At 66.9% G+C, this 14,581-nt stretch carries 14 protein-coding genes; 8 read left to right on the top strand and 6 right to left on the bottom strand.

Annotated features, from left to right (window positions below):
* Positions 1–36 precede the first annotated feature (36 nt).
* The 3 genes from E0F75_RS06655 to E0F75_RS06665 all read left to right on the top strand — a co-directional run bounded on the left by E0F75_RS06655 (position 37) and on the right by E0F75_RS06665 (position 2,872).
* Positions 37–1,062, top strand: a complete 1,026-nt coding sequence (locus E0F75_RS06655; protein WP_187621526.1) for an alpha/beta hydrolase — start codon at positions 37–39, stop codon at positions 1,060–1,062.
* A gap of 20 nt (positions 1,063–1,082) precedes the next feature.
* Entirely contained in the window at positions 1,083–1,847 is a 765-nt protein-coding gene (locus E0F75_RS06660; protein WP_187621527.1) for an SDR family oxidoreductase, read from the top strand.
* A gap of 173 nt (positions 1,848–2,020) precedes the next feature.
* The gene (locus E0F75_RS06665) at positions 2,021–2,872 is read left to right on the top strand and encodes an aldo/keto reductase (protein WP_187621528.1); all 852 of its coding nucleotides are present in this window, start codon (positions 2,021–2,023) and stop codon (positions 2,870–2,872) included.
* Positions 2,873–3,093: 221 nt separating this feature from the next.
* Here the strand turns inward: E0F75_RS06665 and E0F75_RS06670 are convergent, their stop codons facing one another.
* The 4 genes from E0F75_RS06670 to E0F75_RS06685 form a co-directional block, all read right to left on the bottom strand.
* Positions 3,094–4,269: a hypothetical protein gene (locus tag E0F75_RS06670; protein ID WP_187621529.1), complete on the bottom strand. Its 1,176-nt coding sequence runs from the start codon at positions 4,267–4,269 to the stop codon at positions 3,094–3,096.
* A 575-nt stretch (positions 4,270–4,844) separates the two neighbouring features.
* Positions 4,845–5,024: a hypothetical protein gene (locus E0F75_RS06675; RefSeq protein WP_187621530.1), complete on the bottom strand. Its 180-nt coding sequence runs from the start codon at positions 5,022–5,024 to the stop codon at positions 4,845–4,847.
* A gap of 100 nt (positions 5,025–5,124) precedes the next feature.
* A complete protein-coding gene (locus tag E0F75_RS06680; RefSeq protein WP_187621531.1) occupies positions 5,125–6,474 on the bottom strand; it encodes a Tn3 family transposase in 1,350 nt (449 codons plus the stop codon).
* Positions 6,435–8,183, bottom strand: coding sequence for a DUF4158 domain-containing protein (locus E0F75_RS06685; protein ID WP_187621532.1), 1,749 nt, complete (start codon positions 8,181–8,183; stop codon positions 6,435–6,437). Before E0F75_RS06685 ends, E0F75_RS06680 begins: the two co-directional genes overlap by 40 nt.
* A gap of 194 nt (positions 8,184–8,377) precedes the next feature.
* Here E0F75_RS06685 and E0F75_RS06690 point away from each other — a divergent pair, with 194 nt between their 5' ends.
* The 5 genes from E0F75_RS06690 to E0F75_RS06710 all read left to right on the top strand — a co-directional run bounded on the left by E0F75_RS06690 (position 8,378) and on the right by E0F75_RS06710 (position 12,749).
* Positions 8,378–9,295 carry a hypothetical protein gene (locus E0F75_RS06690; protein ID WP_187621533.1) on the top strand — a complete coding sequence of 306 codons (918 nt, stop codon included), beginning with the start codon at positions 8,378–8,380 and terminating at the stop codon, positions 9,293–9,295.
* A 6-nt stretch (positions 9,296–9,301) separates the two neighbouring features.
* Positions 9,302–10,033, top strand: a complete 732-nt coding sequence (locus E0F75_RS06695) for a hypothetical protein (protein WP_187621534.1) — start codon at positions 9,302–9,304, stop codon at positions 10,031–10,033.
* Positions 10,030–10,503, top strand: coding sequence for a hypothetical protein (locus E0F75_RS06700; RefSeq protein ID WP_187621535.1), 474 nt, complete (start codon positions 10,030–10,032; stop codon positions 10,501–10,503). Before E0F75_RS06695 ends, E0F75_RS06700 begins: the two co-directional genes overlap by 4 nt.
* The gene (locus E0F75_RS06705) at positions 10,500–10,832 is read left to right on the top strand and encodes a hypothetical protein (protein WP_187621536.1); all 333 of its coding nucleotides are present in this window, start codon (positions 10,500–10,502) and stop codon (positions 10,830–10,832) included. Before E0F75_RS06700 ends, E0F75_RS06705 begins: the two co-directional genes overlap by 4 nt.
* Positions 10,833–11,450: 618 nt before the next feature.
* Positions 11,451–12,749 (top strand): hypothetical protein, encoded by a 1,299-nt coding sequence (locus tag E0F75_RS06710; RefSeq protein ID WP_187621537.1) that lies wholly within the window; start codon positions 11,451–11,453, stop codon positions 12,747–12,749.
* Between the two features lie 114 nt (positions 12,750–12,863).
* Here E0F75_RS06710 and E0F75_RS06715 read toward each other — a convergent pair whose 3' ends face one another.
* On the bottom strand, positions 12,864–12,956 hold the full coding sequence (locus tag E0F75_RS06715; protein WP_229312566.1) for a hypothetical protein: 93 nt from the start codon (positions 12,954–12,956) through the stop codon (positions 12,864–12,866).
* Positions 12,953–14,569: a collagen binding domain-containing protein gene (locus tag E0F75_RS40380; protein ID WP_229312543.1), complete on the bottom strand. Its 1,617-nt coding sequence runs from the start codon at positions 14,567–14,569 to the stop codon at positions 12,953–12,955. The genes E0F75_RS06715 and E0F75_RS40380 overlap by 4 nt, the downstream gene beginning before the upstream one ends.
* Positions 14,570–14,581: the final 12 nt, after the last annotated feature.

The raw sequence follows: 14,581 nt of genomic DNA on the forward strand, positions 1-14,581 counted from the left end.
CCCCACCGCAGGCGCGACATCAACAAGGAGAATCCGATGACTGCCACGCGACCGAGCGTGACCGCCCCGGGCCCGGTGCTGGACTACCGGGACAACCCGTTCGGCCTGGTCTACGAGTACGCGATCACGGCGAACGAACCGGGCAAGGTCAACATCCACCCGGTCAGCTACACCCTGCACGGACTGAAGATCGTCGCGAACGTCTACACACCGGCGGACTACGACCCGAACGGCGCGTTCCCGGCGATCACGGTGGCGCACCCGAACGGCGGAACCAAGGAGCAGGTCGCCGGGCGGTACGCGCAGCGGCTCGCCGAACAGGGATACATCACGATCGCCGCGGACGCCTCCTTCCAGGGGCACAGCGAAGGCGAGCCCCGCAACGTGGACAAGCCCTACCACCGCACCGACGACGTCCACGGCATGGCCGACTTCATCGCCGGCTTCCCCGGCGTCGACACCGAAAGGGTGGGCGCGCTCGGCATCTGCGGGGGCGGCGGATACACCCTGAACGCGGTCAAGTCCGACAAGCGGTTCCGGGCGGTCGCCACACTCAGCATGTTCAACTCCGGCCTGGTACGCCGCAATGGGCTGCAGGACTCCCAGGTGGACACCATCCAGGACCGGCTGCGGCAGGCGTCCCAGGCACGCGCCGAAGAAGCCGCAGGCGGCACGGTGCGCTGCGCCGGAGACGCCGACCTGACCGACGAGCAGATCGCGGCCCAGCCGTTCGCCCTGTACCGGCAGGGCTACGAGTACTGCTGGAAGACCCACGCCTGCCCCGGCTCGACCTTCAAGTACACGATGAGCAGCCTGCTGGACCTGATGGCCTTCGACGCCACCGACCACCTCGACCTGATCGACGTGCCGCTGCTGATGATCGCCGGAAGCGAGGCCGACACCCGGTACATGAGCGACGACGCGCTCCCGAAGGTCACCGGCACCGACGACAAGGAACTCTTCCTCATCGACGGCGCTCAGCACATCGAGACCTACTGGATCGACCGGTACGTCGACTCCGCCGTCGACAAGCTGACCGACTTCTTCGCCAAGAACCTCTGAACACCCCGTAAGGCACTCCCATGTCCTCACCCACCGGCACCCCCCTCACCGACGTCCTCATGGTCGGCGCCACCGGCAGCATCGGCCGCCACGCCGTCACCTGGGCCCAGCGCCTGGGCCTGAGCCCGCGCGCCCTCGTGCGTGACCTGCGGCGTGGCGAGTCCCTGCTACCCGGCGTCGAGCTGGTCCAGGGCGACCTCGAAGACACCGCCTCCCTGAAGGCCGCCGTGCGCGGTGCGCAGGCGGTGGTCCTCACCCACGGCTCCGGCGGCGACCCCGAGACACGGCGCCGCGTCGACTACGGCGGCGTCCGCAACCTCCTTGCCGCCCTGGACGGTGAACGCCCGCGCATCTCCCTGATGACGTCCATCTACTCCACCCGCGACGACATCCCCGGCAACTCCCCGTGGAAGCGCCGCTCCGAACGCCTCGTACGCGCCAGCGGGCTGCCCTACACGATCGTGCGCCCCGGCTGGTTCGATCACGCCACCGAGACCCAACGCCACCTCGTCCTGGACCAGGGCGGCACCGCGGACGGCGGGGTGGCCCGCACCCAGATCGCGGAAACACTCATCCGCGCCCTGCTGGAGGACACCGCGCTGTCCAAGACCTTCGAACTCACCGCAGTCGAAGGGCCTGAGCAGACGGACTGGAGCACGCTGTTCGCTCCCCTCAAGCCGGACGACGCCGGATCCGTGGACGGCGTGCTCGACCCGCACACCCTGCCCCTCGACGCGGAACCCGCCGACATCCGCGCCGACCTCGTAGCCGCGCGAGCCGCATGACCCGACGGCCGCCGCCACCGTTGGGGTGCCCTGTCACACCACGGCTGGCCATTGCCCGGAAGATCGCGGTCTGCCACCACAAGCGTTCTTGCCCCATCGTCGATACAGGCAGGTGACCGCGAACCATGACACACCCTGTCTCCCCTGAAGTACCGAACGAAGAAAGAGCTCCCATGCAGCACGTCACCCTGAACAACGGCGTCGAGATGCCCATCCTCGGCTTCGGCGTCTACCAGATCCCGCCGGAGGACACCGAGCGGGCCGTCACCGAGGCCCTGGCTGCCGGGTACCGCCTCCTGGACACCGCCGCCGCTTACGGCAACGAGGAGGCCGTGGGCCGCGCGATCAAGAACAGCGGCATCCCCCGCGAGGACCTGTTCGTCACCACCAAGCTCTGGGTCCAGGACGCCCCGGCCGAACAGAACACCCGGCGCGCGTTCGACACCTCCCTGGCCAAGCTGGGCCTGGATCACGTCGACCTGTACCTGATGCACCAGCCCTTCGGCGACGTCTACGGCCAGTGGCGCGCCATGGAGGCCCTCAACCGCGAGGGCCTCGCGAAGGCGATCGGCGTCGCCAACTTCTACCCGGACCGCCTGCTCGACCTGATCATCAACAACGAGATCACCCCGCAGGTCAACCAGATCGAGACCCACCCCTTCTTCCAGCGCGCCGACTACCAGGACCTCATGCGCGAGCACGGCGTGCAGATCCAGTCCTGGGGCGGCTTCGCCGAAGGCAAGAACGACCTGTTCACCAACCCGCTCCTCGCCGGCATCGGCGCCGAGTACGGCAAGTCCGTCGCCCAGGTCGTCCTGCGCTGGCTCACCCAGCGCGGCGCCGTCGCCATCCCCAAGTCCGTCCGCGCAGAGCGCATGGCCGAGAACTTCGACGTCTTCGACTTCGAACTCACCGACGAGCAGATGGCCGCCATCGCCACCCTCGACACCGGCTCCTCGCTCTTCTTCGACCACCACGACCCCGCCATGGTCGACTGGCTCGCCAAGCGCCGCCTGGAGAACTGAACGAGGCCGTCAGGCACCCCAGACCACTCGCGCGTGCGCACGTGATGGGCCGAGGCCCATGCGTTGGGAGAGCGTGACGACCTCGCTGCGGGCGATCCGCCGGGACCTGCGTCCCATGAGAGGGGTCACTGCCCCGCTACTCGCAGCGGCAAGCGGCACCGTGGCTACGCAAGGCTTCAGACTGACTGGGAGTGCGTCATGGCAGGTCAGACCCACCCAGGTCAAGCGTCGGGGGCTGCTCGGCGGGTGGCCAGGTACAAGTCGGGGTTGTCCTCCAGCAGCTTCAGCCACCTCAGGTCCATCCCCGGTTTCTCAACGGGCTCCCTTAGCTCAGAGAGGAGATCACGCCCGTCAAGGACGGCGGCCACGGACTGATTGCCGGTCCGTTGCAGCGGGACTTCGACGTCGCCCGCTCGCACGAAGTACGGGTAGCCACGGTTCACGTCGTTGGCTACCTGCCGTGTGCGCTCAACCCACTGCTCACCCAGGAGGTCAACACCGTCGCCGATCCCGCTGTACCCGATGACCTTCCCGTTCTCGATCAACAGGTGGCGAACCTCCCGCCATCCGCCGGGCGGATTCCGGTCCTTGGCCTGCCGAACGAGACCGGTCTTCCGGTCCCTCACCGCCTTGTCCCATGCCGGCCACTGAGCCGATCGCTGGTCAGAGTTGCGGCAGACGATGTCAAGCAGGAAGACCTCGTAGTTGTCCAGGCCCATCGGCCGGTACACCAGATGGGCGTGAGGGGACTCCAGCCGCGGGTCCGTGACAGGGACCTCAACCGCTGACTCCAGCTCGGCGGACTCCGCGAACGCCCACCGCACGATCGGTGGATTCTCAGCGATCAATTGAGGGTCAAGGGACTGGAAGAACCGCACCGCGTCGAACAACGTGACCACGACCGGACGACCTTGGACCTCCTTCCGGTAGGCGTCCTGCGCCTCGCCACGGGCCCGCTTCTGCTTCTCCGTGGCCTCCGGATCAATGTTCACGTAGTCGGCTGGCATATCCACGTACTGGGCCCAGTCGTAAACCACACGCATGCGCGTGGGTGCCATGTGCATTGGCACACCGAAATGGGCACCCGGTACCAGCAAGCCTTCGAAGAGCGCCGGCGAGTGCTCCTCGCAGTTGCGGATCAACTCGAGCCCCATAACGACTTTGCCCAGGGGGTCACGGGCACGGTGTCGCCGGTAGTCGTCTCCGAAAGCATGGAGGAAGACAGCCTCGTCGAGGATGTTGACCGCAGAGGCGACCCTGCGAACCTCCAGAGCCGCAGCCTCTGGGTCCTCCATGGTCGCGTACCAGTACGCCTCAATTGCGCGGCGGACCTCCCGCATGTAGCGAAGCCCTTTGGCCAGGTAGGCGACGGATAGAGAGAACTGTGCTCGTGCCACGGACCAGAGCATCCCAGCCCTCGCTCCGTGAACACCAGTGCCTTTCGCCGGACGCGCTGATGTCGACCCGTTCGCACGGCCCGGCACTCCGGTCACCGGTTCAGGCCCCGCATCCGTCGTCTACACGCTCCAAGCCCGGCCTTGTCAGCTGCAAGATGCGACCGGATCAAGACGTTCCCGGGCGGACCGCGTTCGCGGCCCCATCCAGGAGCAAGGTGCTGTGCCTTCGCGTCAATGCCCCGAGACCAAGATCCTAAAAATGTGGGTAAGGGCTGTCTATGCTGCTCAGGGACATGATCATCCAGGCAGGAGCGAGCTCGGGGACAGTCCTCCCAGGACGGCGACACCAAAGTTGACGTGCCGGTGGAGGCATGGCTCGTACCTCGAACGAGATCTGCAGGGACCCAGCGTTTCGAAGTCGGGCGCCGGCTTCCACAGGAAGTGAGCGGGGCCCGACCTTGTTGCGAATCTGCCCAACGCTCTCCGACGGCCCGGCGAAGGATACCCCGGCACCAACCACAGCGAAGGCCCCGGCCGCCGGGGACGGCGGCCGGGGCCTTGACGTCAGTGGAGCATTAGTCAGCGTCGTCGCCGATGTCCACGCCCACTTCTTTGATCTTCCCGCTGGTGCTGAGGACCGCATACACATTGCGGTCTCCCTTGGCCCCGACGTTGCGCGCGTGCTGGATGGCGTCCTCAAGCTCGTCGAGAGTCATATCCTTCTCGGCGCCGCTGAACTTGATCCTGGATGGCATGCGCACATCCTGCCGCGCGCGGCGGAGGTCGGCAGGGGATTTCACGAACCTGGCCAGCAGTCTTGCGCGACCACCATGTTCAACCTGTTCGCTGCCGCCGTCAGCAACCGCCGGGGTGGTCTAGTCCGTCGGCGACGGCTTCGCTCAGAGCGGGTTCTGGGTCCGGCTCGCGGATCGCAATGCCCTCGGCGCGCAGCTCGAAGTGGAATCGGCCGCGCATGTTGATGTGGTCGAAGCGCAGCAGGTCGAGCTGACGCGCCTCACTCTCCGAGATGTCCCTGCCCTGGGCGCGCATCTTCTCGACGATCTTGTGGATCCAGATCGCGTTGAAGAGCGCCACCGCGTTGAGCACGAGACCGAGCGGGCCGAGGTTGTTCTCCATGCCTGGCTGGTACTCGGGGTAGGGTCCGTCGATTCCGTGACAGATGCGCTTGGCGAGTTTGTGACGTGCCTGGTGAAGGCGGCTTTGAGCTTCGATGCCGCGACGGTATTCGGGGCTGTCGTAGAGGTTGAGCAGATGGCGGGTCTTCCAGATGCGTCCGACGGCGGCGAGGGCCGCCCCCATAGGATTGGGCTTGCCGCGGTGGGTGAGGATCCTCAGGGCGTCGTCCGGGCTGACAGCGCCGTGGTGGATCGAGGCGATCAGATGCAGGATGTCGTCCCAGTACTCAGAGATGAGGTCGACGTCGATGCTCCGCCTGGTCGCATCCCGCAGATGGGGGTAGGCCGTCGAATCGATGCGCCACAGCCGGTGGTCATTGATCTGGTCGGTGGTGGGCTGGTAGGCGTAGCCGCAGAGGGTCAGCAGTCCGAAGACGATGTCTTCGTGGGTTCCCGCCTCCGCGACGATCGCCAGGTGCGGGGTTTCGGACCTGCGTGGGGGGCGGTGCGCGGCCAGTACGCTCAGTGCCTCCAGTGCGGCGCTGGCTCTGCCGCTGACCATCCGCCCGGAGAGTTGCATGGCCTGCTCGGTGAGCACGGTCATCCAGCTGATCTCCGTGCTGCCCTGTGGTGCGATTCTCAGGTGTGGCTGCGGATTGGAGATGGTGAAGCGGACGCCGTCGACAGAGGCCAGCCGCTGCCCATTGAGCCTGGTGAGGGGGATCCTGTTCCCCGCGTCCACCATGAGCTTGTTGCAGGCTTCGATCGTCTCGGGCCTGAAGCCGTGGCTGATGCGCTCCAGACGTTCGGGCGTCAGTGCCTCCTTGCCCTGGTCGCTGGCGACGGCGGCGAGACCGACGTTGCATCCGTGTCCGACCATCACGGCGGCAACGGACGAGTCGAGCTCTGTGTACGCGAAGGGCTCACCCGTTGCTGTGGTGAACGCGGACGTTCCACCGGTGTGATTCAGGATGTACAAGACGACTTCGGGCAGTTCCACAGTGGGAAGCATCTCGTCCACCTTGCGGCTCAGCTCTGACGCGCGGGGCGCGGCGACCTTGGCCAACACCAACCGACCATCGGCTGGACCACTTGGGCGCCGTCGGGTACACGTGAATCGACCCTGCCGAAGACGGCGTGCAGTTCCTCGCGCGCCCTGGCGAGGTATGTGTCGGCGTCTTCGGGCAGGCCGAGGCCGGCGAGCAGCGAAAGGCGTTCGCGGGCCCAGGTCTCACGGGGCAGCAGAGCGGCCTTCGGGTTTGCCCAGCGTGAGCTGCCCTCGACGTAGACGTCCCGCGCGCAAAGGCGCTGATGGAAGGTCTCCACCACGCACATGGCGTACGCCTGCAGATCGACACTGCCGGGCTCTGGCCCCTGTGTCCCCAGCACCAGGCGTTGCCAGGAGCCTTTCAGCAGTTCGGTGTCGATGTCGCCGTCCCTCGCGTGGTCGGCTTCCATGAGCCGGGGCAGGTCGTAGAGCGCGGTGAGCGCTCGCCGCCCTGATGGGTTCGCTCCAAAAAGCCTCCTGCTGACGAGGAGGGGCACGAGTTTGCGTAGTACCGGGTACTGCTCCAGCGCCTTGGTGCGGCGGGCTTCGTCGACGTCGGAGTCACGTGCCGGCACATACGTGAGAAGGCGCTTGGCCGCCTCGGCGAGGGCCTGTCGGTCAGCGTACGTCTCCAGCAGCGCTCGGGTGGATGCGGTATCGGTGTGGGGGTCGCTGATCTCCCCGGTTTCGGTGTCGACCTGCTCAGCCACCGACTTCAGCACAGCGAGAATTGCATCGGCCACCAGAGCGCCGCTGGCCGCGAACTCCGGAAAGGCCCGCAGGAGCTCCTTCTCCGCCCACCTCTTGGGCTTGTTGATGAACCTGCCGGTGATCAGCCTGTCCAAGATGTCGATCGCATCGTCCAGGGCGCTCTTCTCCAGGCGCTTGATCGCCGCCAGGGCCGCTGCATGCTTGGTGGAGTGCTCCCTGACACGTAGCACTCTCGCGGTCATCGCACGGTCGGCTAGGGCCGCCAGCCAGCGCTCTGGGATATCGGAGACATCGACGTCGGCGAACCCGAGACTGGCGATGTCCTCCGCCCGCTTCAGCGCCCTCTCCAGGCTCGGCACGGTGTCGCCGTCGATACGGCCACGCAACGAGCTCAGTGGGCTGGGCCGGCCTTCGAGCGCCTCCATTAGCTGGTCGATGACACGGATCTGTGCGGGTGTGACCCTGCGGTAGAGCTTGGCGATGACGTGCTCTTCGGCCGAGTTGCGGTGCTTCCCAACGAGAGCGTCCAAGGTGGACAGCGCGGGAAGCATGATGCGCTGCTCGAGGAGCCAGCCCAGCATCTTGGCTCTCAACGCCTTCGGGCCGACCGGCGCGTTCTCCAGCCAGTGCTCGATCTGCTCTTCGAGGCGATGCCTGCCTTCGGCGAACGAGGTCCAGCCGTCTTCGCGCTCGATCTCCCTCGCGTGCGCTCGAACTGTGTCACCGTGCTCCCCGTAGCGCTGAATTGCGACCGACGGATCTGCCATGCCGAGTTGCCCGCCGACGTGCTCCACCAGATCCTTCGGAATCCGGCTCATGTCGGTCTGGAACCGACCCAGGAAGCGGGGAACGACGATCTGCACGGCATAGCCGAGCTGTGTGTGCGTTCCCCGCTTCTTCCGAACCCTTTGAAGATCCCCTTCGCTCAGGTGCAGCCGCGGCCAGTCGGACTCCGGGATCCCGTCGACGAACGTCGGGTAGCCAGCCTGCCGTTCGTGCTCTTCCTCGGTCGATTCCACTGCCTCTCCCATGACGATCGGATGACCTGTGAGGGCAGATTCAGGGCGCCGATCACTCGGGGTCAAACTGCCCGCCACGCGGTAGCAGCCCTAACCCACATTTTTGCGATCTTGGTCTCCCGGCCACTCGGTGGCCAGCTGTTTGGGTGGGTCACACGAGGTTCAGACGGTTTGGTCCCCTAGCGTCCCCGCTCATGGAAAATGTGTGGATTCAGCCGGACGGGAATCCCGATGCCGGCTACACCAGCGAGCAGCTCAGACGTGCAAGAGCGTGCGCGGAACAGGACCTTCAAGCGATCCGGGCGCAGCTCCCGGCGCGCTTCGGCCTTGGCGACGTTTGCGCAGAGATCGTCGACCAGTCCGGCACGGGGGCCAGCAGCGTCCTGGATCCGCTGGCGCGCCAACTGGGCTACGCCACCCACACCCTTGAGCGGTACGTGCGCGTCACGCGGCTGACCAGTCCGGAGCTTCGAGATCGTCTGGTCACGACGTCCGTGCAGGTGCCGTGGAAGTGCGTGACCACCGCCTGCGTGGCTGATTTGGAGGAGCAAGCACGCCGTGTCGGCCTGCTGCTCCGCCGGCTGGCCAGCGCGGAGCGGGCGGGCTGGCCAGCCGTGCTGGACGCCTCGGAGTACTGCAGGGCCCTGGGGCTGGCGGACGGAACGGCGTGCACGTCGGATTCGCCGAACGAGATCGCCGCGCAGCTCGACCGCAAGGAGGTCCGCCAGGCCGTCCTCGCAGAACTGACCAAGAGCCCTGCCGCCGTCCTGGGCGTCCTGCGCGAACCCGCCGTGCGCGAGATGCTGCGAGACCGGGAGGTCGCCCGATACGTGCGCGAACAGATGCGCCCTGTGCCCGACCCCGACGAGGAACTGCTCCAGGAGCTCCTCGGCAGCGAGGAGCGCGACCCGCGGGCCGACTGGACCATCCGCTACTTCGACCTCGCTCACAAGTGCCGGGAAATCCTCCTGCTGGATCCCGACGACTTTCTGGACGTCGACGACCCCGACGTGTGGCAGTCCGTCGAGTCCATCCGCGACTCCGTCGTCTCCTGGGCTAACCGCGTCCTGCAGAAGCGCCCTCGCACCATCCGACTCCTGACCGGAAAGTAGGCAACTGTGCCCAGCCCCAGCGCCGCCGGCCGCTACTCCAACGCGGTACGCGACGTACTCGACCAGGAAGCCATGCACTGCATCCGCAAGCGCAAGAGCGAACCCGAGCAACTCGCCATGATGTGTGGCGTCGTCTCTTCGAAGTTCGAGGTACGCGACGCCAAGTATGGCCCGGTGTTCAACCGCATGGTCAGGAACATGTGCGCCACCTCCCTCAAGAAGGTCCGCAGGGAGCTCGCTATCGCTTCACTGACTGGCCCGCCCGGGCCGGCCGAGCCCGGATACACCGAAATGGGCCCCGGCTGCGGCACCGTCGGCGCCGACCCTACCGACGTGGCGCTCCCCGGTCTGCGCGGCGGTGCAGCCGACGAGGAGAAGGTCGTGGCAAAGGTGCTCATCGATAAGAACGGGGAGCTGACGGAGAAGACGGCCCGGCAACTGGTGATCGAAGACATCGACCGCATCATGGAGGTCATCCCTCCCCTCGCCGATCGTCACTTCATGGAGGCCGACCAGTCCGAGCGTGCCGCTAAGCGCAGTGCACAGGACGCCAAGTACCACCGGGCCACTGCCAATCGCTACCTCTCTCTGGTCAAGCGATACGACCGGCTTGTGGTCGGCATCGACAGCCTCCCCGGAGTCTTCACGCTCGCTGGCTACCTCGCCGAGGTCGTCCCCGAGGCCCTGGGGCTGGACGAAGAAGACGCCGAGCTCCTGCGCTACGCCGGTGCGCTGTGACCGAATCCGCCTGGCACAAAGAGATCAAGAGCTGGGGCGTTGCAACCGAGATTCCCGTGCATGACCGTCGAGCGGACTGCGTGCTGTGCTGCGGCCAGCGGGCCGAGGTCCAGCGCCGCCCGCTGGCTCCACGGGAAGTCACCGGCCGGGAAGCACACGCCGACCTGTGGATCCTCGACTGCACAGCAGCGCACCGCTGCGGCCGAGTGCTGATCTGGGAGGACCCTCGCTTCGGTTGGCTCTTCCGCTGGGACCATACCTGGAAGGGCTTTGCCGCGGCCAAGCGCCCCGTCTTCCTCAACCTGTCCCTGGACCTCGCCACCGGCGAGGGCAGCTTCCTGGAGGTGACCAGCTGGAACTTCAAGGGGTACCGGGCCCATGGAACTGGCCGGACGCATACCGCGGCCGCCATGCGCTCCTGGATGCGCCACGGCACCCCCCTCTCGCAGGATGAGGCGGTCGCCAGATGATCGAGGAGCCGAGCCCCCCGTCTCAGGCGCCACGGCACCGCACCGTCATCATCGAACTGGATGGTCTCCTCCGGCAAGTACCGGCCGAGTACCACTTGAGGGGCGCCCTCGCGGGACGGATGGTGACAGCCTGCGCCTTCTACGCCGAGTCCCGCTTCGGCGAATGCCCCTTCCCGGTGCCCATGGCTTTGCACCGGCCCACCGCACGCACCGACCCCAGAGTCATCGTCATCGACAACTTCGGCGAGCAATGGGTAATGGGGTTCACGGTCCAGTACCAGCAGCTCATCTATCGAATCACCAGCTTCCACGCCACCGCAGGTGCGTGAGCACCACCCTCCGTTTCGGGTGAGCCAAGCCGTTCGGCGGTGCGCACGCCCGCCCGCGATGACGCTGCCTGAGGCAGCGAAGGACCTTCCCTAAGCAACGGTGCGTGATCGGCTCCGGGGCTCAGAACCGGGACAGGATCAGAGGGACCTTGCCGGACGGTCTTGCCTCGTCCAGGTTGGGACATCCAGCCCCAACCTGGACGAGGGTCATACTCAGGAAGCTCTGTAGGCGGACAACCCAAAGCTGGGCCTTCATGGGGGGATGCCCACTCAGCGTGAACCGGGCAACGAGACGTGTCTCGGAGCGCGGGAGAGCCACGATCCGCAACGGCTGATACCGACAGAGTCGAGGATGCCTGCGACACCCCACACCAACGGAATACAGCTCGAACATCTTGGCCCAATCCCCTCATGAGGACATGCCACCTCACGTGAGACTGCAGCGCTTGGCACCGGCGTAAGGCAGTCGAACCACCTGCTGGCCACTGAGCTCTTCCAACGCGCAAGGGACGAGACCCTACAGCCGGCCGCCTCGGCTCGCCCAACTCAACTAATCGGGTGGCACGTTTGTCTCAGGCAGGCCATCCTGATCTGTTGCCCAGAAGTCAGGAGTGTTTCGTGGAGATCCGGCCGCTGCAGGAACTGCAGGCCGCCGACGAAATGTCGTTGGCCTTCAACCCGTTCGGTCTCGGAGGCCGCATGCGTCCGGAGGATGCCGCCGAGTTCCAGCAGAGCCAGATCGCCGAGTTGGTCCTGTCGGACCGAGTGGCCGAAGGGACTCGCCGGTCCTTCGAACGCCTCCGAAACGTCTACGCCTACGGTGTGCTCTGCTACGACATGTACACGCTGGTCAGTGACGCGGCCCTTCTGGCGTTCGAACAAGCCCTGCGCGACCGCTTCATGGAGTCGTGTGCCGGCACTGTCACCTTCTCTCTGGCCGAGCCGGAGGAGATCGATTCCTTCACCGTCACGTCGTTCGAGGACGTGACGCACCTAGTTAAGCGGCTGAGACGACGCAAGGCGCGTCTCATGGTGAACGGCACACCCATCCCGTTCAACGGAATGCTCGCCGGCCTGCGTCGGTGGGCGCGTACCGCGGGCCTGCTTCGGGGCCGTCGAAGCATCGGCATCGAGGACTCGCTGGCCGACCTGCGTAACCACGTCGCCCACCCGACGCGCCACCAGGTCGACACTCCCGTCGACGCAGCCCGTACGCTTTCCGATCTCGCCGAGTTCGTCAATCAGCTTTGGGGGGAGCCCACCGTCGGGGGACGGCATTTCCCCGCACCTCTCGCGCGCGAGATCCTGGCGATGAGCTGGGGCCCCGATGGCCGGGTAGGACTGGAATCGCCAGAGGCTCTGCGACAACAGCCACACTCGGACGACGATGCTCAGTACGTTCTGATCAGGGCTTTCCTCCGGGACCGCAGAGGCCGCCGCGAAGAACCGCACTGGATGAACTTCGACGGCCGTTACGAACTCACCCGGTATCCAGTCGACTACCTCTGGGGCCCCGGCAGCCGGGATGAAGCACTCGCCTGGCACACGGAGCATCGCCCTCAGGAGGACGCGATCGACTTCGTCGACCGCGTATTCCTGCTCCGCGAGGTCGACGGACGGATCCACCACCCGATGCGACCGGAGGTGGCCGCCGGGCTGCTCGGTGACGAGCGCAGCGGCACATGGCACGCACTACGGGCCGACTACCCAAGCGATGCCTTCGTGCATGCCCGCGACCGAGGCGAGGCCGGCGCCGGACACACAGTCCGTCCCGGCGACTGCACGGCGTGCTCCGTCGAGGTCCTTGGCTCAGGCGACCTCAACCAACTGCTAGACACCGCTACTGTCGCCCTCGGAGACTTGCGGCCGATTCGACCCCCTGCCCTCCGCAGCCCATTCGAGCTGGGTGTCACCTAGCACGTCTGACGATCCTCACGGCCCCACTCGCCGCACTGGGCTCGGCCTCAAAGCTGGGCAAGCAGGGGCCGCCCCGTTGGATCCAGCGCTTACGGCACAAGAGACAAAGGGTCGTCAGTCGACGGTGCGCTCCGTGGCCCGCCGGCGGCGGCGGGCGGTCAGGTAGAGGGCACCGCCGATGCTGAGCAGGCTGCCTGCTCCTGTCAGGAGCCAGGGGGTGGTCTCGGCGCCGGTGTGGGCGAGGCTGTCGGACGGCGGGAAGGACGGGGGCTGCTGGGTGGGCGGTGGTGGGGTGTGGTGGGCGACGGCGTGGTCGGCGGGTTGGCGGTGTCCGCGAGGGTGACGGTGACGTGCTCGCCGGGCTTGGCAACGAAGACCACCGGCTGGGAGTCGAGTTGGTAGCCGTTAGGGGCAGTCGTCTCGGTGGCCCAGTAGCGGGTTCCGGCCTTCAGGGTGACGTCAAGCTTCGCAGTGGCGGTGCCGTCCTTGCCTGTGGTCAGGGCGAGGAGCTGCTTGCCGGGCCGGTGCTCGCCGTTCGTGCCGACCTCGTCCGTACGGATGTTGATGACCGCGCCCGACAGCGTCTTGCCTGTGACCTTGTCCGTCTTGCGGAGGAGGAAGTCGGCCTTCTTGAAGGGGTCGATGACTACGAGCGGGTTGGCGTGGGCGGTGCGGCCCTCGGTGATGGTGACGTCCTGGTCCGGGGCGAGGTCGTGGATCGTGTCGCCCGTGGACATTTCGCGCAGCCGGTAGGCGCCGGGCGGGATGCCGTCGAGAACGAGCATGCCCTTCACGTCGGTCTCTCCCTCGGCGACGACCTTGCCGGCGGAGTCGAGCAGCTGGAAGGCCGCCCCGGTGAGGACGGAGCCTTCAGGGTCCTTCTTCTGGATCTCCACGCCGCCGGGCGCTGCGGTGACCTCCACGGTGGCGGTGTCCTCGGCCGTGGTGGTGGCGCCGGCCAGCAACATGCGCTGGGCGGCGGGGTTCTGCGGGGTGAGGATTTTCAGCTGGGAGCCGGGCAAGCCAGTGGCGGTGCCCCGCACGGTGGCCCTCCCGGTCTTCCCTGCGGTGAACTCCCACGCCCCGGCGCCCTGCTGGTCCGTAGTGACCTTGCCGGTGCCGGTGCCCGTGCCGGAGTCGGACTCGGCAAGCTGCACGGTGACGCCGGGGATGGCGGCGCCGGTGAGCGTGGAGTTGACCTTCACCGCCACGTTGACCTTCTGGCCGGTATGCGTCTTCGTGACCGACGGGCTGATGTGCAGGGCGTACGGGCCGGCGTACCGCTTGGCCTCGTCGATGTACCGCATCGCGAGCGTGCGTGCGGTCGGCGAGACCACCTGGTAGGCGAGGCGCTGCTTGCCCCGAGTGCCGTGGATCCCGTACCTACCTCCCGCGAGCCACTCGTAGACGGCCGCGTCGACCGCGGCGGCCTGGGCGTGGTCGCGGGTCTGCCCGTACCGGCCGATCACGTACGAGGCGTACGCCAGGTTCTCGCGGGGCATCGGCCTGCCAGTCACCGAGGACGTCCAAGACGTGACCACCGTCGGGTCGCTGTACCCACCGGAGTCAGCCGGTCCCTTGCGCTCGGGGTCCGCGCAGTAGGTCTCGGCATTGCCGAAGACCTTTGGACCGGGCGGGCCGTACGCGCCGATGTGCGAGGCGCCGACGTTGCCGTCCGAGTCCGGGATCGTGTATCCGGGACCCAGCGGGCTCGGTGCGGGGGCGGCCTGGGCAGGTGACCAGGCCAGAGTGCCGACCGCGCCTGCGGCGATGGCGACGGCCAGGGATCGAACGGCGACGCGGACGAAACGGGCGTGCACGAAGGTGATGCT

The organism is Streptomyces sp. CB02980 (assembly GCF_014451325.2).
Lineage (GTDB): Bacteria > Actinomycetota > Actinomycetes > Streptomycetales > Streptomycetaceae > Streptomyces.

Excerpts from the sequence above, each read along its gene's own strand:
- E0F75_RS06665 (WP_187621528.1), top strand. The coding sequence starts at position 2,021 with ATGCAGCACGTCACCCTGAACAACGGCGTCGAGATGCCCATCCTCGGC.
- E0F75_RS06675 (WP_187621530.1), bottom strand. The coding sequence starts at position 5,024 with ATGCCATCCAGGATCAAGTTCAGCGGCGCCGAGAAGGATATGACTCTC.
- E0F75_RS06705 (WP_187621536.1), top strand. The coding sequence starts at position 10,500 with ATGATCGAGGAGCCGAGCCCCCCGTCTCAGGCGCCACGGCACCGCACC.
- E0F75_RS06660 (WP_187621527.1), top strand. The coding sequence starts at position 1,083 with ATGTCCTCACCCACCGGCACCCCCCTCACCGACGTCCTCATGGTCGGC.
- E0F75_RS06690 (WP_187621533.1), top strand. The coding sequence starts at position 8,378 with ATGGAAAATGTGTGGATTCAGCCGGACGGGAATCCCGATGCCGGCTAC.
- E0F75_RS06655 (WP_187621526.1), top strand. The coding sequence starts at position 37 with ATGACTGCCACGCGACCGAGCGTGACCGCCCCGGGCCCGGTGCTGGAC.